Source organism: Micromonospora antibiotica, from assembly GCF_017599305.1.
GTDB lineage: Bacteria > Actinomycetota > Actinomycetes > Mycobacteriales > Micromonosporaceae > Micromonospora > Micromonospora antibiotica.
In genome coordinates, this window is record NZ_JAGFWR010000003.1 from 117,744 (window position 1) to 136,196 (window position 18,453).

The following is an 18,453-nucleotide window of genomic DNA, read 5'->3' on the forward strand; positions in this document are numbered from 1 at the left end:
CAGACCCCCCACGGCTCCCCCCACTTTCCCCACCCCCGCTCCCACCCCGCCCCGCCCCGCCCCCACCCCACCCCACCTCGTCCGCTCCGCTCCCCGCCCCCACCACGCCCCGGTCCCGCCCCGCCCCGCCCCGCCCCGGTGATCAAGAGGTTTACGTCAAGTTTGATCTTCTGAATGACCTAAACCTCTTGATCACCGGGGCATAACGCTCGGCGTGTGGGACCGGACGAGGCGGAGCGGAGACGCAGGGACGCGGAGCCTGCCACGCGCCTGGTGATCAAGGAGTTTGCGTCATCGGGGAGATCAAAGTTGACGTAAACCTCTTGATCATCGGGTAGATCGCCGCATGGGGGCGGGATGGGTGGGGGCGAGGTGGAGTCGGGTGGAGTCGGGGTGGGTGGGGTGTTGCGGGTGGGCGGGTCAGGGTTCGCGCATCCAGAGCTTCGGGTCGTTGACGAAGACGCCCTTGCCCTGGTGCCGCCAGATCACTCGCAGCGCCTCCAGCCGGACGTAGACCTGCTTGACGGTCGACGGGCTGACCTGGTGCAGCGCGGCAAGTTCCGTGATCGAGGGCAGCTTGTCCCCCGGCGTCAGCTTCTTGGCCCTGACGTCGGCGACGATCTCATCGGCGATCCGGATGTAGTCGGCGGTGATCGGCATGACTCCCCCTGCGCGGCACGCCAATTCGATCACGCAAGGACACCCTCCAACAACTCTATGTTTGACTCAGATGACTGGGACAGCTAAGTTTGGTGCTGCTCCTCCCCTTGCGTGGCAACAAGGAAGAGGGCTTTCCCCTGGTCGGGGCGGGTGTGTTTGCCCGTCCCGACCCCGGCCGGCTGCTCTGCTGTCGTACCGCCGATGTGGGCTGCGACGGCCGGGCCGGCGGGTCGTCCGCAGCCGGCGGCGGACGACCCGCCCTCCAGCACCACCGAAAGGACCCCTCCACCCTCCCCCAGCACGGGAAAGGACCCCCGTGGCCCAGGTGTATCGCGGTGGCCAGCCCTACGGGACCGGTCGCCCCGCCCTACTGACCCCCCACGAGGTACGCACCCACGAGTTCCCACCGCGCCGACGCGGCGTCGACCCCGTCGAGGTACGCCGGTTCCAGACCCGGCTCGCCGACGAGTTGGCCGCCCTGCACCAGGAGATCCGCGCCCTCGCCCAGGAGCACGACCGGCTCCGGCGGGCCCTGCGCGACTGGCAGAGCCGGCATGCGCGGGACTGCCCGCCCACGAACGGCGGGCACTGGTGAACGTCCGGCCCCGCCCCGGTGACCTGCTGGTCGTCGACCGGGCCGCCTCGGTGCAGTTCGCCGGGGAACGTGCCCTGCGGCTGCGGGTGGTGTCGGTGTGCGACCGGCCCACCTACGACGGGTGGATCTGGCTGACCGGTTACGTGCTCGACCGGCGCGGCGAGGCCACCGCCAAACGGGAGGTCTTCGTCCAACTCGCCGGCCTGCGCCCCGTCTCCGCCCCGCCGCAGGTGGATCGGCACACAGAGGGTCGCTCCCGCCACGCGTCGGTCGGGCCGGGCAGGGTGCGGCGGTGAGTCGGGTCAGGCACCCGGCGCGGGTTCGGAAACCTGCCGATCCGGCTGGGGTTGGCGGGCGCGCAGGAACGGGCCGAGGCCCATTCCGTCCTCGGTGGCCAGGAACGCGCCGCGCGCGGTGAGCAGCGTCTCGTCGGCGTGCGCCATGCACCCCCACGCCGTGTCGCCCCACGAGTCGGCGAGCTTGACCTCCGCCGGTTCGGCGCACGATTCACCGCGTGGGCCGCCGATCTGGCAGCGGGCGGGTGCCCCGCCGCGCCGACCGGCCGCCTCGGCGGCCTCCCGGATCAGCGAGAACCGCACCTCACCGCCCGCCTGCGGGTCACGCTCCTGCTGCGGTACGGCCTGCCGCTGCCCGAAGGCGACCACGTTGCCGTCGGGGTCGGTGACCCGGCACTCGCCCCCGGGGGCGTGCTCCGGGTAGCCGCTCTTCTCGACCGGGTGCCCGGCGGCGGTGAGCCGCTCGGCGGTCACGGTCAGGTCGTCGACGTACAGGTAGACGAGCAGGGGCAGCTCGACGGTGACCAGGCGGGGGGTGACCGCCGCCAGGAGTAGCGTCAACTCCCCGCACCGCAGGTACGACCAGTGTGAGCCACCGTCGCCGCCGGCCCGGATCTCGGTGTAGCCGAAGTTCTCGTAGAACCGTCGGGCCGCGTCGGCGTCCGCCACGTACAGCACCGGCACCTGGGACCGCACACCACCACTTTGCACGGCGTCACTCTAGTCACCGATGATCGGCGACTCACGTCTTGCAGATCGGGTTTTTCCACCCGTCGGGTCGCCCCTGGTCACGGCCCTGCCCGTCGGCCGGTCGGGGCCCTGGACGCCGACGGGGCCGCCCTGGCTGTGGGACTCGCCCCGGTCCGGGGGACGCGCCGGGTCAGTGGGCTCGCCCCGGTCACAGGGCTCGCCTCGGTCACAGGGCACGCCCGGGTCAGGGGCTCGCCCCGATCAGTGGGGTCGCCACGGTCAGAGGGCTCGCCGGGGTCAGCCGGCCAGGGTGGCGTACCGGCCGGCGCGGGCCAGCAGCGTCTCGTGGGTGCCGGACTCGACGATCCGGCCGTGGTCGAGCACCGCGATCTGGTCGGCGTGGCGCACCGTGGACAGCCGGTGCGCGATGGTGATCACCGTGCGTCCCTCGGCAAGGGTGTCGAAGGCCCGTTGGACGGCGCGTTCGGTCTCGGTGTCCAACGCGCTGGTCGCCTCGTCGAGCACCAACACCCGGGGGTCGCGCAGCAGCGTACGGGCGATGGCCAGACGCTGCTTCTCGCCACCGGAGAAGCGGTGGCCCCGGGAACCGACGACCGTGTCGTACCCGTCGGGCAGGGCGGCGATCAGGTCGTGGATCTGCGCGGCGCGGGCGGCGTCCTCCAACTGGGCGTCGGTGGCGTCGGGGCGCGCGTACCGCAGATTTTCCCGGATGGTGGTGTGCAGCAGGTAGGTCTCCTGGCTGACCACGCCCACGACGGCGGCCAGGTCGGTCAGCCGCAGGTCACGCAGGTCGACACCGTCGATGGTGATCCGGCCGGCGTCCGGGTCGTGCAGCCGGCTGACCAGGGCGGCGAGGGTGCTCTTGCCGGAGCCGGTCTCGCCGACCAGGGCGAGGCTGGTGCCCGCCGGGACGTCCAGGCTGATGCCGGCGACGGCGGCGGTGTCGCTGCCCGGGTAGCTGAAGGTGACGTCCTCGACGCGCAGGTGCCCACGCACCCGGGTCGGGTCGATGGTCACCGGCCGGGCCGGGTCGTCCACCTCCACCGGCAGGTCGAGGTACTCGAAGATCCGGGCGAACAGCGCCAGCGAGGCGGTCAGCGTGACACCCACGTTGAGCAGGCCCATCAGCGGCCGGAACAGCCCGCCCTGCAGGGCGGTGAAGGCGACCAGGGTGCCGATGCTGAGCGTGCCGGCGGTGCCGGGCAGCCCCGCGCCGAGGTAGATCACCGCCGGGATGGCGGCGAAGATGATCGTCATGGTGGCCATCCGCCAGCGGCCGGCCAGCTCCGAGCGCAACTCCAGGTCGACCAGGCGGGCCGAGCTGCTGGTGAACCGGTCGATCAGTGCGTCACCCGCGCCGAGGGTCTTGCTGAGCTGCACGCCGCTGATCGACAGCCCCTCCTCGATGGTGACGTTGAGGTCGGCCAGCTCCTGCTGACGCTGGGCGGTGATCTCGCGGCGCATCGCGGCGACCCGGCGGGTCAGCCAGATGGCCGGCGGCAGCACCACCAATGAGACCAGGGTGAGCCGCCAGGACAGCGCCACCATGGCGACCAGGGTGGCGACCACCGTGGTCAGGTTGGACGCGATCGAGGTGGCGGTGGAGGTGACCACCGTCTGCATGCCGCCGATGTCGTTGGTGATCCGCGACTGCACCTCGCCGGTGCGGGTGCGGGTGAAGAACGCGATCGACTGCCGGTGCAGATGGGCGAAGACGTCGGTGCGCAGCCGGTGCATCACCAGCTGCCCGACCCGGGTGGAGATCCAGGTCTGCGCCACGCCGAGCACGGCGGTCACCGCCGCCACGGCGATCATGCCGACGACCAGCCAGACCAGCAGGGTCAGGTCGCGCTCGGGCAGCGCCCGGTCGATCACCGCCCGCAGCAGGAAGGGCGAGGCCATCGCGACCATCGACGACACCACGATGATCGCGGTGACCACGGCCAGTTGACCACGGTACGCGGTGAACAGCCGGCCGATGCGGCGCAGCGAGACGGCACGGGCCTGGGTCTTCTCGGCGGCACTGGCGGTCCGGGGGGCGCCGCCGCGGCCCTCCCGGTGAGTCTGGGTGGTGTCCAAGGGGGTCCTTCTTCCGTTCGGGGGATTTTTACTGAGGTTACCTCATCATGAGGCAACAACAGCGACTCCTGCTACCGTATTCCGGTGACCGGCGCGACATCCGACCCGCCAACCGATCCGGCCGCACGCTGCGCCGGGCCACCGACCGACCCGGCAGAGGAGAGCCTCGCCGAGTTGTTCTGGGCGGTGGCCCGTCGGCTGCGTCACCAGTCCCGACGTACCCTCGAACCCTGGGACGTCAACCCCGGTCACGCCCGCGCCCTCGCGGTGCTCACCCGGCACGGGACGATGCGGCTCAGCGCCCTCGCCGAGCACCTGCACATCGCCCCCCGCTCCACCACCGAGGTCGTCGACGGCCTGGAGGAACGCGGGCTCGTCGCGCGCCGCCCCGACCCGGCCGACCGGCGGGCGACCCTGGTCGCGCCGACCGACGACGGTACGCGGGTAGGCGCGGCCATCCGGACGGCCCGCGCTACCGAAGCGGAGCGCTTCTTCGGCCACCTCTCCCCCACCGACCACGCCGACCTCACCCGCATCCTGCGCACCCTGCGCGACTGATCCCACCCCGACCCGGTGGCACCTCGACAGCCACACCGGCCCGCGTGTCGCATCACCCCACACCACGCAACCCGTGCAGCGCAGCGCCGCACCGGGGCCATGTGCCCGTGCAGCGCCACAACACACCGGCCGCACGCTGCCCGTGCAGCGCCACACCACACCGGTCCCACACTGCTCATACAGCGCCGCACGGACAGCGTGCCGTGCTGCCCCGCAGCGTGTGCCCCACCCGGCCCGCGCAGGGCCGCACCACACCCGCACCGTGCTGTCCCACGCTGCGCCGCACTACCCACGCGGTGCGTGCCGCGCGTGTCGGCTCGGCATGTTTTCATGGCGGTGGGAAGGCGGTGTCTCGACCGACCGACATGCCTGCCCGTCGGCTGGTGAGGATCGCGTGCACCTCTCGGCGGACCGCGTCGGGCTCGTGGAGCAGGCGATGGCGGGCGAAGCGCACCACCAGGATGCCGACGGTGGCGAGCAGCGCGTCCCGACGTAGGTCGATCTCCCGCTCGCGGGGATCACCATGGGTCGTCGCGCCGTCGAGTTCGAAGTCGACGCGCTCCCGCTCGGCGTACACGTCGAGGTAGATGGTGCGCCGACCGACGACGATCCGGGCCTGCCTGCGGAAGACGGGCATTCCCGCACCGGTGAAGACGTGGTCGTGTCCCCAGATCTCCAGCGGGCTACGACATCCTCCGGCGAGCCGGTCGAGCAGGGTACTCAACCCGGCCCGCCCGGTCAGCCTCGGCACGGCGGTGAGCGCCGAGGCGATCCGCTCCGGGGTGGTGAGCCGGTCGTTGACGGCTTTGATCACCGGAGCGGGGCGATCCTGCGGGGGCAGCAACGGCCAGGCGTCGACCAGGGCCCGTTCCAACCGCACCACCGTAAGACCACGCCGGATCAGCACCCCGGGTGGGGCGAGGGAGAGGTCATCCCGGCGGTGGACCACGAGGTGCGACCGGCTCCTGAGCCCGCAACCCGCCCTCACGTCCAGGCGCACCGGCTCCCCGTCCGGCTGCCCGCGTACTCCCCAGACGGCGAGGGCGGTGACGCTGCCCAGCGCCGCACGCCCGTCGGCCCAGGCGAGCGCCGCCCGGTGGCGGCGGGTGACGTCCAGCAGCCGAAACGCCTCGTCGCCATCGGGTCCGACGGCTCCCACCCCGGCAACGGCACCCGGCGCGGCACGGCCGAAGGTGACCGAAGCGCACCGCGACGCAGCGGCGGAGACAGCGGTATGTCCGGCGACGCCGGCACTGTCGGCAGCGGAGGCCGCGCGGGCGGCGGCGGAAGTACAGAGGTCAACGGCGGCCAGGGAGCCGGAGGTGGACGAGCCGGAGGCGAAAGAGCCAGCCGTGGCAGAGCCGGACGCGGCAGAGCCCGAGGCGGAGGAGGTGGACGCGGAAGAGGCGGGGGCAACGGAGACAGTGGAGGTGGTGGGGATGATGAGGGCGGCGTCAACGTAGACGCCGGGCAGGACCCGCCGGAGTTGGCCCACGCGATGGGCGTGGGTGAGCACCCAGGCCGGCACCACCTGCACCACCACCCGGCGCGTCACCACCCCACCGTCCCGCTCCACCAACGCTCGCAACACCGGATGCATGTCCGAAGGCTGCCTCCGGTAGGCGTACCGCGGCGACACTCCGCTACCGCCCTGTGGACACCCACCACCGCTGTGGACAACACCCCACTCGTCAACGGGATCTGCTAACGAACCAAGGCATCCCTGGTCGGGCTACCAGGCGAACTCAAGATCAGATTGCAATTACGAGCACTTTCCCCGGCGTGTCGTCTGCTTTTCGGCACTCTGATCATCGGGGCAGCGGGACGCGGGGGCGGGTGGGTGGGCGTAGCGGCGGGTGGGTGGGGTATGCGCGGGCGGTGCGGGTGGTGGTGGTCGGTGGGGGTTTCTCGGGGCTCGCCGCTGCGGCGGTGTTGTGCCGGGGTGGGGCACGGGTGCTGGTGCTGGAGGCGCGGGAACGGGTCGGGGGGCGGGTGGCGACCCGGCGGCTGGACGACGGCACGGCGCTGGACCTGGGCGCGCAGTGGATCGGCCCGACCCAGGAACGGATGGCCGCCCTGGTGGCCGAGCACGGACTGACCACGTTCCCGTCGGCCGCGTACGGGAGGCCGGTGGTGCGCTGGGACGGGCGGCTGCGGGAGACACCGCCGGAGTCGGTCCGGCAGACGGTCAACCTGCTCGACGACTTCGCCGCCGAGGTGGACCCGGCGGCCCCGTGGCGGGCGGCCCGGGCGGACGAGTGGGACCGGCTCACCCTCGGCGGCTGGTTGGCCACGGTCGCGCCCGATCCGGTGACGGCCCGGTACGTGGGTCGGCTGATCGCCGGTGGGTTGCTGGCGGCGGACCCGGACGAGGTGTCGCTGTTGCAGGTGCTGTTCTACCTGCGCAGCGGCGGTGGGAGCGGGTTGCTGCTGGGGATGGCCGGGGGTGCCCAGCAGGATCGGATCGTGGGCGGTCCGGCCCTGCTGGCGGAGCGGATGGCGGCGGCGCTGCCCCCGGGGACGGTACGGTCCGGGGCACCGGTGCGGGCGATCCACCAGGACGGGCACACGGTGGTGGCGTACACCGATGACGGGGCGTACCCGGCTGGGGCGGTGGTGGTGGCGGTGGCCCCGGCGCTGGCGGGCCGGATCGCGTACTCACCGGCGCTGCCGGCCCTGCGCGACGCGTTGACCCAGCGGATGCCGATGGGGTCGGCGCTGAAGCTGCACGCGGTCTACCCGACGCCGTTCTGGCGGGCCGACGGGTGTTCCGGGGTGACCACGTCGACCGACGGGCCGCTGACCGAGACGGTGGACAACTCGACGCCGGGTTCGACGCGTGGGGTGCTGACCGCGTTCAGCTACGGCCGGCAGGCCCGGGAGCTGCGCCGGCTGTCGCCGGACCCACGACGGGCGGCGGTGCTGGCCGCGCTGGTGGGGCTGGTCGGTCCGGCCGCCGCCGAGCCTGACGACCTCGTCGAGTACGACTGGTCGGCCGACGAGTGGACCCGGGGCTGCTTCTGCGGGGCGCTGACCCCCGGCTCGTGGCGGGACCACGGTCCCGAGCTGCGCCGGCCGGTGGGGCGGGTGTACTGGGCGGGCACCGAGACGGCGACCCGGTGGGCCGGCTACCTCGAGGGCGCGGTGCTGGCCGGCGAACGGGCGGCGGCCGAGGTCCTCGCCCACTACGCCGCCTGACCCGTGGCCGGTAGATCCGCCCACACCTCGACCGTCGGGCAGACCGCGCGACCCGGGACCACTCGACCCGCCCACATCTCGACCGTCGGGCAGACCGCGACCCGGGGCCGGCGGATCCGCTCGCACCGTGACCGTCGGGCGGGTGGACGGTAGCGCCACGTGCAGAAATAGATAATCTTGATTCAGTCTATTGAAAACTATCTCCGGCCGTGACCTAATACCTGACAGTTCCTTTCGTCGCTCCCGCCGTAACCACGCGGCATCCCCCAGGGAGGAAAGATGAACCGTCTCCGTGCGGTCACGGGCGCGCTACTGGCGGCCGTCACCACGGTCGCCGCCGCCACCCTCGGCGTCGTCACCCCGGCCACCGCCGCCCCGGCCGGCCTGCCCGGCATGGACGTCTCCAGCTACCAGGGCAACGTCAACTGGTCCGCCGCCTGGAACAACGGTGCCCGGTTCGCCTACGTGAAGGCCACCGAGGGCACGTACTACACCAACCCGTACTTCGCCCAGCAGTACAACGGGTCGTACACCGTCGGGATGATCCGGGGTTCGTACCATTTCGCCCGGCCGGACACCACGACCGGCGCGACCCAGGCCAACTACTTCGTCGACCACGGTGGCGGCTGGTCGAAGGACGGCCGGACGCTGCCCGGCGCGCTCGACATCGAGTACAACCCCTACGGCGCGACCTGTTACGGGCTGAGCCAGAGCGCGATGCGCAACTGGATCGCGTCGTTCGTCAACCAGTACTACGCCCGCACCGGGCGCTGGGCGACGATCTACACCACCACCGACTGGTGGACCACCTGCACCGGCAACTACAGCGGCTTCGCCGCCACCAGCCCGCTCTGGCTCGCCCGGTACGCCGGCACGGTGGGCACCCTGCCGGCCGGCTGGGCCACGTACTCCTTCTGGCAGTGGGCGTCGTCGGGCACCTTCCCGGGCGACCAGAACGTCTGGAACGGCACCCTCGACCGGCTCCGGGTGCTGGCCTGCAACGGCCCCTGCTGACCCGACCGGAGCGCCGCAGCCGCCCGGTCGGCCCGGCGACGCCCCCCGGCCACCCCGGAGTCGTCGCAATGGTCGACCAGCCGGCACCTCCCCCACCCCCTGAGGAGCCCGCCATGTCCGTACCCGTGTCCCGGCGCAGCGTGCTGCGCGGCGCGGTCCTGCTCGGCACCGCCGGGGCGCTCGCGCCGACCCCGTTCGGCGGATCCGCCGTGAGCGCCGCCGCCGTGGGCCACTCCGCCGTCGACCCGACCCTGACCACCGCCAGCGCCCTGCCCACCGGCAGCGCCCTGACCCACGGCAGCGCCCTGACCACCGGCAGCACGTCGGCCGACGGCCGGGTCGTCCTCGGTCGGGTCGACCAGCCGGTGATCGCCAACTGCGCGACCTGGGGGGCCCGGCCGCCGTCGTCGCCGGTGAGCGTGGTCGGCAGCCGGCCCAACAAGATCATCGTGCATCACACGGCGTTCCCGAACTCGACGGACTACAGCCTGGCCCACGCGTACGCCAACTCGCGGGAGATCCAGGACCTGCACATGGACGGCAACGGCTGGCTGGACTCCGGGCAGCACTTCACCAACAGCCGGGGCGGTCAGCTCACCGAGGGCCGGCACGGCAGCCTGTACGCGCTGATGCACGGGCAGACCATGGTGCAGGGCGCGCACTGCGTGGGGCAGAACAGCCAGGCCATCGGCATCGAGAACGACGGGATCTACGTCGACGTGCAGCCGCCGCAGGCGCTCTGGGACAGCCTGGTGGTGTTCTGCGCGTTCACCTGCCAGCAGTACGCCATCCCGGCGAGCCAGATCTACGGCCACAAGGACTTCGCCAGCACCCAGTGCCCGGGTCTGCTGCACGACCGGTTGCCCGAACTGCGCTCCGCCGTCGCCGCTCGACTGGGTTGATTGCTTATATAAGCTATGCCTGATACAAAGGGGACCGTGCACGCCTTCGACGTCCTCGGCGACCCGGTACGCCGGCGCATCCTCGAACTGCTCGCGCAGGGCGAACGGAGCGCCGGTGGGGTCTGCGCGGTCATCCAGGAGGAGTTCGGGATCACCCAGCCCGCCGTCTCGCAGCACCTCAAGGTGTTGCGGGACAACGGGTTCGCCACGGTCCGCCCGCAGGGCGCCCGCCGGCTCTACGCGGTCGACCCCGCCCCGCTGCGGGAGGTCGACAGGTGGCTGGAGGGATTCCGCCGGTTCTGGACGCCGGCCCTGGACGCCCTGGCCACCGAGATCGCCCGGGGTCGGCGCGAACGGCGGGCGCACACCACGACCGACGACCCGACCGAGCACCGGAGCACCTCATGATCGAGACCAGCCACCAGATCAGCGCCGTACGACGCACCGTGGGCAGCCGCACCCTGGAGGCGGGTGAGGCACGGGTGCTGACCATCAGCCAGACGTACCCGACGACGCTGGACGACCTCTGGGACGCCTGCACCAACGCCGAGCGCATCCCGCGCTGGTTCCTGCCGATCTCAGGCGACCTGCGGTTGCACGGCCGCTACCAGTTCGAGGGCAACGCCGGTGGCGTGGTGCAGCGCTGCGACCCGCCGAAGAGCTTCGCCGCCACCTGGGAGATGGGCGACGAGACCAGCTGGATCGAGGTCCACCTGACCCCGGAGGGCGACGAGCGGACCCGGTTCACCCTGGAACACGTCGCCCACGTCGACGACGTCCGGTGGACCGAGTACGGCCCCGGCGCGGTCGGCGTCGGCTGGGACTCCGGCCTGCTCGGCCTCGCCAGCCACCTCGACGCCGACGGTGGAGGCGTCACCCCCGACCAGGCCGCCGAATGGATCGGCTCGGCGGACGGGCGACGCTTCATGACGCTCAGCGGCGAGGCGTGGGCCGAGGCCGACATCGCCGGCGGCACCGAACCGCAGGCCGCCCGGGCCGCCGCCGCCCGGACCATCGCCGCGTACACCGGCACGCCGCCGGCCTGACCCCGGGGCCCGCACCGGGTCCGGGCGAAACCCGGGCGCGGGTTGTCGGTGCCGGCAGGGACACTGTGCGGCATGTCGATGCGCCGCGCCGAAGACGTCCTCGCCCTGCACCGCGCCGGGCAGCGGGTGCGCTATCTCTGCTTCTGGGGGCACCAGCCGCAGCGGGACGGCGCCGTCGGCCGCGGCTGCCTGAGCCAGTGGTGGCCGGCGGCGTTCACCGTCGACGGGCGGCGCTTCGCCACCGCCGAGCACTGGATGATGTGGCGCAAGGCGCTGCTCTTCGACGACGCCGAGGCCGGCGAGCGGGTGCTCGCCGCCGGCCACCCGCAGCAGGCCAAGGGGGTCGGCCGCCAGGTCCGCGGGTTCGACCAGGCGGTGTGGGAGGCCGAGCGGTACGCCGTCGTGCTGGCCGGCAGCCTGGCCAAGTTCGGCCAGCACGCCGACCTGCGGGCGTACCTGCTGGGCACCGGGGACCGGGTGCTGGTGGAGGCCAGCCCGGTCGACCGGGTGTGGGGGGTCGGGCTGGCCCCCGACGACCCGCGCGCCGAGGACCCGGCCCGCTGGCGTGGGCTCAACCTGCTCGGGTTCGCCCTGATGGAAGCCCGGGAGATCCTGCGCGACGACCGGCCGACCGACCCCGGGCCGACGGCGGACCTGCCCTGAGCGGGGTGGCCCGGGGGCGGTAACGTGCGGCGGCATGACCGTCCTGCCGTACGCACACTGCCACTACTGCGGGGCGGCCTACCCGCCGGACGCCGGCTGGCCCCGGCTCTGCCCGGCCTGCGGCCAGACGGTGTGGCGCAACCCCACCCCGGTCGCGGTGGCGCTGCTGCCGGTACGGACCGACGCCGGGCTCGGCCTGGTGGTGGTGCGCCGGGACATCGAACCGGCCCGGGGCCAGCTCGCCCTGCCCGGCGGGTTCGTCGAGTACGGCGAGGAGTGGTCCGAGGCGCTGGTCCGGGAGCTGCGGGAGGAGACGGGGCTGGTCGACGAGGCGCAGCGGGCCCGGCTGTTCGCGGTGCACGGCGCCCCGCACGGCGGCACCATGATGATCTTCGGGGTGCTGCCGGAGCGGCCGGCCGCGCAGCTGCCCCCGTCGACGCCGACCGAGGAGGCCACCGAGTGGCTGGTCCTCACCGAGCCGGTCGAGCTGGCCTTCTCGACCCACACCCGGGTGCTGGCCGACTTCCTGGCCAGCACCTGAGGCGGCGGCTGGACCGCCGACCACCACGACGAGATCCGCGCCAACCCCGAGCATGCCGCGACGACCGGATCCTGACCGGCACGAAACGGCACGCCCCTTCCGCGCCGGCCGGCACCGACCCACCGCGCCGCCGGCCGACACCAGCCCACCGCACCCCGCCTCCGGCCGGCCGGAGGACCGGATCAGACCCGGGCCGGTTGCGGGGCGAACGGGACGCTCGCCGTCGCCTCGGCCACCGGGTCGCCCGCCGGATGCCGCCACAGGCCCCGGGCCCGCAGGATCGGCAGCACCCCCTCACCGAACCAGTACGCCTCCTCCAGGTGCGGGTGGCCGGAGAGGATGAACTCGTCGATGCCGAGCGCGTGGTACTCGGCGATCCGGTCGGCGACCTCGGTGTGGCTGCCCACCAGGGCGGTGCCGGCCCCGCCCCGGACCAGCCCCACCCCGGCCCAGAGGTTCGGGGCGACCTCCAGCCCGTCGCGGCTGCCGCCGTGCAGGGCCAGCATCCGGCGCTGCCCCTCGGACTCGCTGCGCCGCAGCCCCTCCTGGGCGGCCCGGATGTCAGCCTCGTCGATGCCGTCGAGCAGCCGGCCGGCCTGCGCCCAGGCCGCCTCGGCGGTGTCCCGGGCGATGACGTGCAGCCGGATACCGAAGCGCGGCGACCGGCCGGCGGCGACCGCCAGGGCGCGGATGTGGTCAAGCTTGCCGGCCACCTGGGCGGGCGGCTCACCCCAGGTCAGGTAGACGTCGCTGTGCCGGGCGGCGACCGGGCCGGCGGCGGCGGACGAGCCACCGAAGTAGACGGGGGGCACCGGGTCGGGCAGCCGGGCCAGCCGGGCGCCCTCGACGCGCAGGTGTTCCCCGACGTGGTCGACGGTCTCCCCCCGCCACAGTGACCGCACGACGTGCAGGAATTCGTCGGTGCGGGCGTACCGGGCGTCCTTGTCGAGGAAGTCGCCGTAGGCGCGTTGCTCGGCGGACTCCCCGCCGGTGACCACGTTGAGCAGCAGCCGGCCGCCGGACAGGCGCTGGAACGTGGCGGCCATCTGGGCGGCGAGGGTGGGTGAGAGCAGGCCAGGGCGGAACGCGACCAGGAACTTCAGCCGTTCGGTGACCTCGGCGAGCATCGCGGTGGCCAGCCAGGCGTCCTCGCACCAGGCCCCGGTCGGGGTGAGCGCGCCGACGAAGCCGAGTTGCTCGGCGCTGCGGGCGATCTGCCCGAGGTAGGCGACGGTGGCGGGGCGGGCCCCACCGGCGGTGCCGACCGCGACGCCGTGACCACCGCCGACGATGTCGCGGCTGTCGCCGTAGGTGGGCAGGAACCAGTGGAAGGTCAGCGGCATCGGGGGTCCTCCTGAGGGATGGGACGACGACCAGGACAGGCTACCCATAAAACCTATCGGTTTGGTAGGTTACTGCCCGCCGCCGACCTCCGGCGTCGCGAGCACATCGTCCACTCCCGAGGAGCCGACATGTCCACCCCGCCGAGGAACCTGCGCCGGCTGGCCACCGCCCTGTTCACCGCACTGTCCCTGGTCGCCGTCGGCGGGGTCAGCGGCTGCGCCGACGGCGCCGACGCCCAGGCCGGCAGCGGCCCGCTGCGCATCGGCTACCAGCGCTTCGGCGGGCTGAGCCTGGTCAAGGCCCGCAACGCCGCCCCGGACGCGCAGTGGTCGCTGTTCGAGAGCGGCCCCGCCCTGACCGAGGCGCTCAAGGCCGGCGCGATCGACATCGGACAGGTCGGCGAGGCACCCCCGATCTTCGCCGCCGCCGCGAAGATCCCCTTCTCGGTGGTCGGCACCTCCGCCCCGATCCCCCAGGGCGAGGCGGTGCTGGTCAAGGAGAGCAGCGGCCTGAAGACCTTCGCCGACCTGCGCGGCCGGACGGTGGCGCTGAACAAGGGCAGCAACGTGCACTGGCTGCTGGTCCGGCTGCTGGCGGCCAACAACATGACGCTGAAGGACATCACCGTCAGGTACCTCAAGCCGGCCGAGGGACGGCCCGCGTTCGACAACGGCCAGATCGACGCCTGGATCATCTGGGACCCGTACTTCGCCCTCGCCGAGCAGCCCGGGGTGAAGGTCCTCGCCGACGCCACCGGCCTGGCCAGCAACCGGGAGTACGTGCTGGCCTCACCCGAGGTGGTCCGGGACCGCACCGACGACGTCCGCGCCTTCCTCACCACGTACCGGAAGGTCACCGACTGGGGGATCGCCAACCCGGCCGAACGCGCCACGGTGCTCGCCCCCGAGCTGAAGATCCCGCTGGACGTCACCACCCGGGCCCTGGCCCGCAGCGCCCGCCCGCTGGCCCCGGTCACCCCTGCCGTCGGCACCGAACTCCAGGCCATCGCGGACGGCTTCACCACCCTCGAACTCGTCCCCGGCCCGGTCGACATCGCCGGCCGGGTGGACGACCGGTTCAGCGCGGTGTTCCAGTGAGCAGCACCGTGCTGGTCACCGCGCCACCGACCGCCGTCGCGGCACCACCCGACGCCGGCCCGCGACGACGTGCCGGCCTGCGCTGGCGGCGACTGGTCAGCCCGGTCGTGCTCGTCGCCGGGTGGGAGGCCGCCGCCCACGCCGGACTGCTCGCCCCGGAGAAACTGCCCGCGCCGAGCCGGGTGCTCGCCACCGGCGTACGACTGGCCGGCGACGGGACCCTCGGCGTCCACCTGCTCGACTCCCTCACCCGGGCCGGCGTCGGGTTGCTCCTCGGCGGGCTGCTGGCGCTGGTCCTCGGCGTCGCCGCCGGGCTGCTCCGCCTCGGCGACGACCTGGTCGACCCGCCGGTGCAGATGGCCCGGATGCTGCCCCACCTGGGACTCGTCCCGCTGCTGATCATCTGGGTGGGGATCGGCGAGTCGCTGAAGGTAACCCTGGTCGCGCTCGGGGTGTTCTTCCCGATCTACTTCAACACCTACGCTGGCATCCGGCACATCGACGAACGGCTCGTCGAGGCAGCCCGCACCTGCGGCCTCGGGCCCGCCGCCCGGCTACGGCACGTGGTGCTGCCCGGGGCGCTGCCGTCGCTGTTCCTCGGGCTGCGACTGGCGATCGGGGCGGCCTGGCTCAGCCTCGTCGTCGGGGAACAGGTCAACGCCCAGACCGGCATCGGCTTTCTGATGATGGAGGCCCGGGAGTTCAGCCAGACCGACGTGGTGGTGCTCGGCCTGGTCGTCTACGCGCTGCTCGGCCTGCTGTCCGACCTCGCCCTACGGATCCTGGAGAGGAGGACCCTGACATGGCGACGCGGCCTGCGCGCGACCTGACCGGTCCACCCGGCGGCACGGCCGGGCTGACCGGCGGGGTGGGTGGGATGACCGGCGGGGCGGAGGCCGGGGTGACCGGCACGGCCGTGGGCAGGGTGACCGGTGGGGCGGCGGTGCTGACCGCCCACGGGGTGCGGCGGGCCTTCGACGGCCGGCCGGTGCTCGCCGGGATCGACCTGACCATCGCCGCCGGTGAGGTGGTGGCGCTGCTCGGCGGCAGCGGGTCCGGCAAGAGCACCCTGCTGCGGGTCCTCGCCGGCCTGGACGCCGAGGCCACCGGCCGGACCCGGGTGCGCGGCACCGCCGCCGTGGTCTTCCAGGAACACCGGTTGCTGCCCTGGAAACGGGTCGGCGACAACGTCGCGCTGGGGTTGACCGGCCCCCACGTGCGCTCCCGGGTGGACCGGGCGCTGACCGAGGTGGGTCTGGCCGACCGGCACCGGGCCTGGCCGGCGGAACTCTCCGGCGGTCAGGCGCAACGCGTCGCGGTGGCCCGGGCCCTGGTCCGGGAGCCGGACCTGCTGCTGCTCGACGAGCCGTTCGGGGCACTCGACGCGCTGACCCGACTGCGGATGCAGTCCCTGCTGCGGCGGCTACGCGCCGAGCACGGCTTCGCCGCCCTGCTGGTCACCCACGACGTCGAGGAGGCGCTGCTGCTCGCCGACCGCATCCTGCTGCTCGACGGGGGCGTCATCGCCGAGGAGATCCCCGTCGACCTGGACCCCGCCGGCCGGTCCGCCGACCGACCGGCCCGCTCCCCCGACCAGCCCGCCTTCGGCGCGTTGCGTCGCCGGCTACTCGACCGCCTCGGCGTACCCGCCGCCTGACCCCCGGAGCCGACCATGACCCGCTGGACACCCGACCCGAGTTTCTACCCCTCCCCCCGCGAGGCGGCCACCGCACCCGCCGAGAAGCTGGCCTACGTCGCCGCGTTCGACCGTGCGGCGCAGCGGCCGGACGCGATCGTCGTGCTCGACACCGACCCGGAATCCGCCGACTACGGCCGGGTGGTCGGCTGGACCGACCTGCCGCACACCGGCGACGAGCTGCACCACTTCGGGTGGAACGCGTGCAGCAGCGCGCTCTGCCCCACCGCACCGCACCCGCACGTCGAGCGGCGCTACCTGATCGTGCCGGGGCTGCGGTCGTCGCGCATCCACGTGTTCGACACCCGGCCGGACCCGCGCACCCCGCAGCTGGTGAAGGTGATCGGCGCACAGGAGCTGGCCGAGAAGTCCGGCTACTCCCGCCCGCACACCGTGCACTGCGGCCCCGACGGCATCTACCTGTCGGCGCTCGGCGGCGTCGACGGTGCCGAGGGTCCCGGCGGCATCGCCGTGCTCGACCACACCACGTTCGCCGTCCGGGGCGCCTGGGAGGCCGACCGGGGCCCGCAGTTCCTGGCGTACGACGTGTGGTGGCACCTCACCCAGGACGTCCTGGTCACCAGCGAGTGGGGCACCCCGTCGATGATCGAGGACGGCATCGTCGGCGAGCTGCTGCTGGGGCGGAAATACGGGCACGCGATCCACTTCTGGGACCTCGCCAAGCGCCGGCACGTGCAGCGGGTCGACCTCGGCGACCAGTACCAGATGGCGCTCGAACTGCGCCCCGCGCACGACCCGACCCGGTCGTACGGCTTCGTGGGGGTGGTGATCAGCGTCGAGGACCTGTCCGCGTCGGTCTGGTTGTGGCACCGCGACGGCGCGGGTGCGGACGCCCCGTGGACGGTGACCCGGGTGATCGACATCCCGGCGGAACCCGCCGATCCGGCCGACCTGCCGGACCTGCTCAAGCCGTTCGGGGCGGTGCCACCGCTGGTCACCGACATCGACCTGTCGGTGGACGACCGGTTCCTCTACGTCTCCTGCTGGGGCACCGGGGAGCTGCGCCAGTACGACGTCAGCGACCCGTTCCACCCGGTGCTGGTCGGCTCGGTACGGCTCGGCGGCATCGCGGCCCGCACCGCCCACCCGGCCGCGCCGGACGAGCCCCTGGCCGGTGGCCCGCAGATGGTGGAGATCAGCCGGGACGGCCGGCGGGTCTACGTCAGCAACTCGCTCTACGGTTCCTGGGACGACCAGTTCTATCCCGACGGGGTGGGCGCCTGGCTGGCCAAGCTGGACGTCGACCCGGAACGCGGCGGGCTCACCCCGGACGTGCGGTTCTTCCCGCGCGGCGCGGAGTTCCGGGGGCTGCGGGTGCACCAGACCCGGTTGCAGGGCGGCGACGCCAGCTCCGACTCGTACTGCTTCCCGTGACCGGGCGGACCCTGCTGGCGTTGGTGGCGCTCGGCGCGTTCCACGGGTTGAACCCGGCGATGGGGTGGCTCCTCGCGGTCGCCCGGGGGTTGCAGGAGCGTCGCCGGGCGGCGCTGCTGGCCGCGCTGCCCCCGGTCGCGGCGGGTCACCTGGCCTCGGTGGCGATGGTCGCCGCGCTGGTCACCGCCACCCGCTCGGTCACGGCCAGCACCGCGCTGACGGTGACCGGCGGGGCGGTGCTGGTCGGTTTCGGGCTGTGGCGGCTGTTGTCGCAGCGGCATTTCCGCTGGGCCGGGATGCGGCTGTCGGCGGCGCAGATGGCCGGTTGGTCGTTCCTGATGTCGTCGGCGCACGGCGCCGGGCTGATGCTGCTGCCGGTGCTGCTGGCCGACCCGCAGCCGGCCGGCGGGCACGCCGGGCACCTGGCGGCGGCACCGGCCGGCGCGCTGCCGGGACTGGTCGCGGCCGGGGTGCACACCCTGGTCATGCTGGGCGTCGCATCGACCGTCGCGCTGGTGGTGTACGAGGTGCTGGGGGTCGGGGTGCTGCGCCGGGCCTGGTTCAACGTGGACCGGCTCTGGGCCGGGGTGCTGGTCGCGGCGGGGGTGGTGACGCTGGCCGCCGCGATCTGACCGAATGGCCCCGGCCGTGGTCGGCC

Annotated in this window: 21 protein-coding genes; 16 read left to right on the forward strand and 5 right to left on the reverse strand. The window is 73.2% G+C overall.

Annotation, left to right across the window (positions count from 1 at the left end):
• Positions 1-420: 420 nt before the first annotated feature.
• A complete protein-coding gene (locus tag JQN83_RS08765; protein WP_208566566.1) occupies positions 421-660 on the reverse strand; it encodes a winged helix-turn-helix domain-containing protein in 240 nt (79 codons plus the stop codon).
• Between the two features lie 316 nt (positions 661-976).
• Between JQN83_RS08765 and JQN83_RS32890 the strand changes: the two genes are divergently transcribed.
• Positions 977-1,255 (forward strand): DivIVA domain-containing protein, encoded by a 279-nt coding sequence (locus JQN83_RS32890; protein ID WP_307799100.1) that lies wholly within the window; start codon positions 977-979, stop codon positions 1,253-1,255.
• Positions 1,252-1,551 carry a hypothetical protein gene (locus JQN83_RS08775; RefSeq protein WP_307799101.1) on the forward strand — a complete coding sequence of 100 codons (300 nt, stop codon included), beginning with the start codon at positions 1,252-1,254 and terminating at the stop codon, positions 1,549-1,551. The genes JQN83_RS32890 and JQN83_RS08775 overlap by 4 nt, the downstream gene beginning before the upstream one ends.
• A 6-nt stretch (positions 1,552-1,557) precedes the next feature.
• On the opposite strand, the gene JQN83_RS08780 is transcribed toward JQN83_RS08775, so the two are convergent.
• Positions 1,558-2,247, reverse strand: coding sequence for a VOC family protein (locus tag JQN83_RS08780; protein WP_307799103.1), 690 nt, complete (start codon positions 2,245-2,247; stop codon positions 1,558-1,560).
• A gap of 291 nt (positions 2,248-2,538) precedes the next feature.
• A complete protein-coding gene (locus JQN83_RS08785; protein WP_208566569.1) occupies positions 2,539-4,341 on the reverse strand; it encodes an ABC transporter ATP-binding protein in 1,803 nt (600 codons plus the stop codon).
• 174 nt (positions 4,342-4,515) lie between these two features.
• On the opposite strand from JQN83_RS08785, the gene JQN83_RS08790 reads away from it, so the two are divergent.
• Complete coding sequence (locus tag JQN83_RS08790; protein WP_244252109.1) at positions 4,516-4,899, forward strand: MarR family winged helix-turn-helix transcriptional regulator; 384 nt, start codon at positions 4,516-4,518, stop codon at positions 4,897-4,899.
• Positions 4,900-5,227: 328 nt separating this feature from the next.
• On the opposite strand, the gene JQN83_RS08795 is transcribed toward JQN83_RS08790, so the two are convergent.
• Positions 5,228-6,058 (reverse strand): DUF559 domain-containing protein, encoded by an 831-nt coding sequence (locus JQN83_RS08795; protein ID WP_307799104.1) that lies wholly within the window; start codon positions 6,056-6,058, stop codon positions 5,228-5,230.
• A 163-nt stretch (positions 6,059-6,221) separates the two neighbouring features.
• On the opposite strand from JQN83_RS08795, the gene JQN83_RS08800 reads away from it, so the two are divergent.
• The 8 genes from JQN83_RS08800 to JQN83_RS08835 all read left to right on the forward strand — a co-directional run bounded on the left by JQN83_RS08800 (position 6,222) and on the right by JQN83_RS08835 (position 12,263).
• Positions 6,222-6,362, forward strand: a complete 141-nt coding sequence (locus JQN83_RS08800) for a hypothetical protein (protein ID WP_208566853.1) — start codon at positions 6,222-6,224, stop codon at positions 6,360-6,362.
• A 397-nt stretch (positions 6,363-6,759) separates the two neighbouring features.
• A complete protein-coding gene (locus JQN83_RS08805; protein WP_307799106.1) occupies positions 6,760-8,097 on the forward strand; it encodes a flavin monoamine oxidase family protein in 1,338 nt (445 codons plus the stop codon).
• Positions 8,098-8,376: 279 nt separating this feature from the next.
• Positions 8,377-9,111 (forward strand): lysozyme, encoded by a 735-nt coding sequence (locus JQN83_RS08810; RefSeq protein ID WP_208566571.1) that lies wholly within the window; start codon positions 8,377-8,379, stop codon positions 9,109-9,111.
• 113 nt (positions 9,112-9,224) lie between these two features.
• A complete protein-coding gene (locus tag JQN83_RS08815) occupies positions 9,225-10,013 on the forward strand; it encodes a peptidoglycan recognition protein family protein (protein ID WP_208566572.1) in 789 nt (262 codons plus the stop codon).
• A gap of 36 nt (positions 10,014-10,049) precedes the next feature.
• Positions 10,050-10,421, forward strand: coding sequence for an ArsR/SmtB family transcription factor (locus JQN83_RS08820; RefSeq protein WP_204922997.1), 372 nt, complete (start codon positions 10,050-10,052; stop codon positions 10,419-10,421).
• Positions 10,418-11,059 carry an SRPBCC family protein gene (locus JQN83_RS08825; protein ID WP_208566573.1) on the forward strand — a complete coding sequence of 214 codons (642 nt, stop codon included), beginning with the start codon at positions 10,418-10,420 and terminating at the stop codon, positions 11,057-11,059. Before JQN83_RS08820 ends, JQN83_RS08825 begins: the two co-directional genes overlap by 4 nt.
• 72 nt (positions 11,060-11,131) lie before the next feature.
• On the forward strand, positions 11,132-11,722 hold the full coding sequence (gene ybiA / locus JQN83_RS08830; protein ID WP_208566574.1) for a riboflavin biosynthesis intermediates N-glycosidase: 591 nt from the start codon (positions 11,132-11,134) through the stop codon (positions 11,720-11,722).
• A gap of 34 nt (positions 11,723-11,756) precedes the next feature.
• Positions 11,757-12,263: an NUDIX domain-containing protein gene (locus JQN83_RS08835; protein WP_208566575.1), complete on the forward strand. Its 507-nt coding sequence runs from the start codon at positions 11,757-11,759 to the stop codon at positions 12,261-12,263.
• A 182-nt stretch (positions 12,264-12,445) separates the two neighbouring features.
• Here JQN83_RS08835 and JQN83_RS08840 read toward each other — a convergent pair whose 3' ends face one another.
• The gene (locus tag JQN83_RS08840) at positions 12,446-13,606 is read right to left on the reverse strand and encodes an LLM class flavin-dependent oxidoreductase (protein ID WP_208566576.1); all 1,161 of its coding nucleotides are present in this window, start codon (positions 13,604-13,606) and stop codon (positions 12,446-12,448) included.
• A gap of 129 nt (positions 13,607-13,735) precedes the next feature.
• Between JQN83_RS08840 and JQN83_RS08845 the strand changes: the two genes are divergently transcribed.
• From JQN83_RS08845 to JQN83_RS08865, 5 genes are read left to right on the forward strand one after another with little or no spacing between them, the layout of a single operon-like run.
• Entirely contained in the window at positions 13,736-14,704 is a 969-nt protein-coding gene (locus JQN83_RS08845; protein ID WP_208566577.1) for an aliphatic sulfonate ABC transporter substrate-binding protein, read from the forward strand.
• Positions 14,701-15,534 carry an ABC transporter permease gene (locus tag JQN83_RS08850; protein ID WP_208566578.1) on the forward strand — a complete coding sequence of 278 codons (834 nt, stop codon included), beginning with the start codon at positions 14,701-14,703 and terminating at the stop codon, positions 15,532-15,534. Before JQN83_RS08845 ends, JQN83_RS08850 begins: the two co-directional genes overlap by 4 nt.
• Entirely contained in the window at positions 15,507-16,361 is an 855-nt protein-coding gene (locus JQN83_RS08855) for an ABC transporter ATP-binding protein (protein ID WP_244252058.1), read from the forward strand. The genes JQN83_RS08850 and JQN83_RS08855 overlap by 28 nt, the downstream gene beginning before the upstream one ends.
• A 15-nt stretch (positions 16,362-16,376) precedes the next feature.
• Positions 16,377-17,795: a selenium-binding family protein gene (locus JQN83_RS08860; RefSeq protein ID WP_208566579.1), complete on the forward strand. Its 1,419-nt coding sequence runs from the start codon at positions 16,377-16,379 to the stop codon at positions 17,793-17,795.
• Positions 17,792-18,427: a hypothetical protein gene (locus JQN83_RS08865; RefSeq protein WP_208566580.1), complete on the forward strand. Its 636-nt coding sequence runs from the start codon at positions 17,792-17,794 to the stop codon at positions 18,425-18,427. The genes JQN83_RS08860 and JQN83_RS08865 overlap by 4 nt, the downstream gene beginning before the upstream one ends.
• The last annotated feature ends 26 nt before the right edge of the window (positions 18,428-18,453 follow it).

Coding starts and splice junctions, on each gene's coding strand:
- JQN83_RS08765 (WP_208566566.1), bottom strand. CDS start 660: ATGCCGATCACCGCCGACTACATCCGGATCGCCGATGAGATCGTCGCC.
- JQN83_RS08810 (WP_208566571.1), top strand. CDS start 8,377: ATGAACCGTCTCCGTGCGGTCACGGGCGCGCTACTGGCGGCCGTCACC.
- JQN83_RS08815 (WP_208566572.1), top strand. CDS start 9,225: ATGTCCGTACCCGTGTCCCGGCGCAGCGTGCTGCGCGGCGCGGTCCTG.
- JQN83_RS08825 (WP_208566573.1), top strand. CDS start 10,418: ATGATCGAGACCAGCCACCAGATCAGCGCCGTACGACGCACCGTGGGC.
- ybiA (WP_208566574.1), top strand. CDS start 11,132: ATGTCGATGCGCCGCGCCGAAGACGTCCTCGCCCTGCACCGCGCCGGG.
- JQN83_RS08835 (WP_208566575.1), top strand. CDS start 11,757: ATGACCGTCCTGCCGTACGCACACTGCCACTACTGCGGGGCGGCCTAC.
- JQN83_RS08840 (WP_208566576.1), bottom strand. CDS start 13,606: ATGCCGCTGACCTTCCACTGGTTCCTGCCCACCTACGGCGACAGCCGC.
- JQN83_RS08845 (WP_208566577.1), top strand. CDS start 13,736: ATGTCCACCCCGCCGAGGAACCTGCGCCGGCTGGCCACCGCCCTGTTC.
- JQN83_RS08855 (WP_244252058.1), top strand. CDS start 15,507: ATGGCGACGCGGCCTGCGCGCGACCTGACCGGTCCACCCGGCGGCACG.
- JQN83_RS08860 (WP_208566579.1), top strand. CDS start 16,377: ATGACCCGCTGGACACCCGACCCGAGTTTCTACCCCTCCCCCCGCGAG.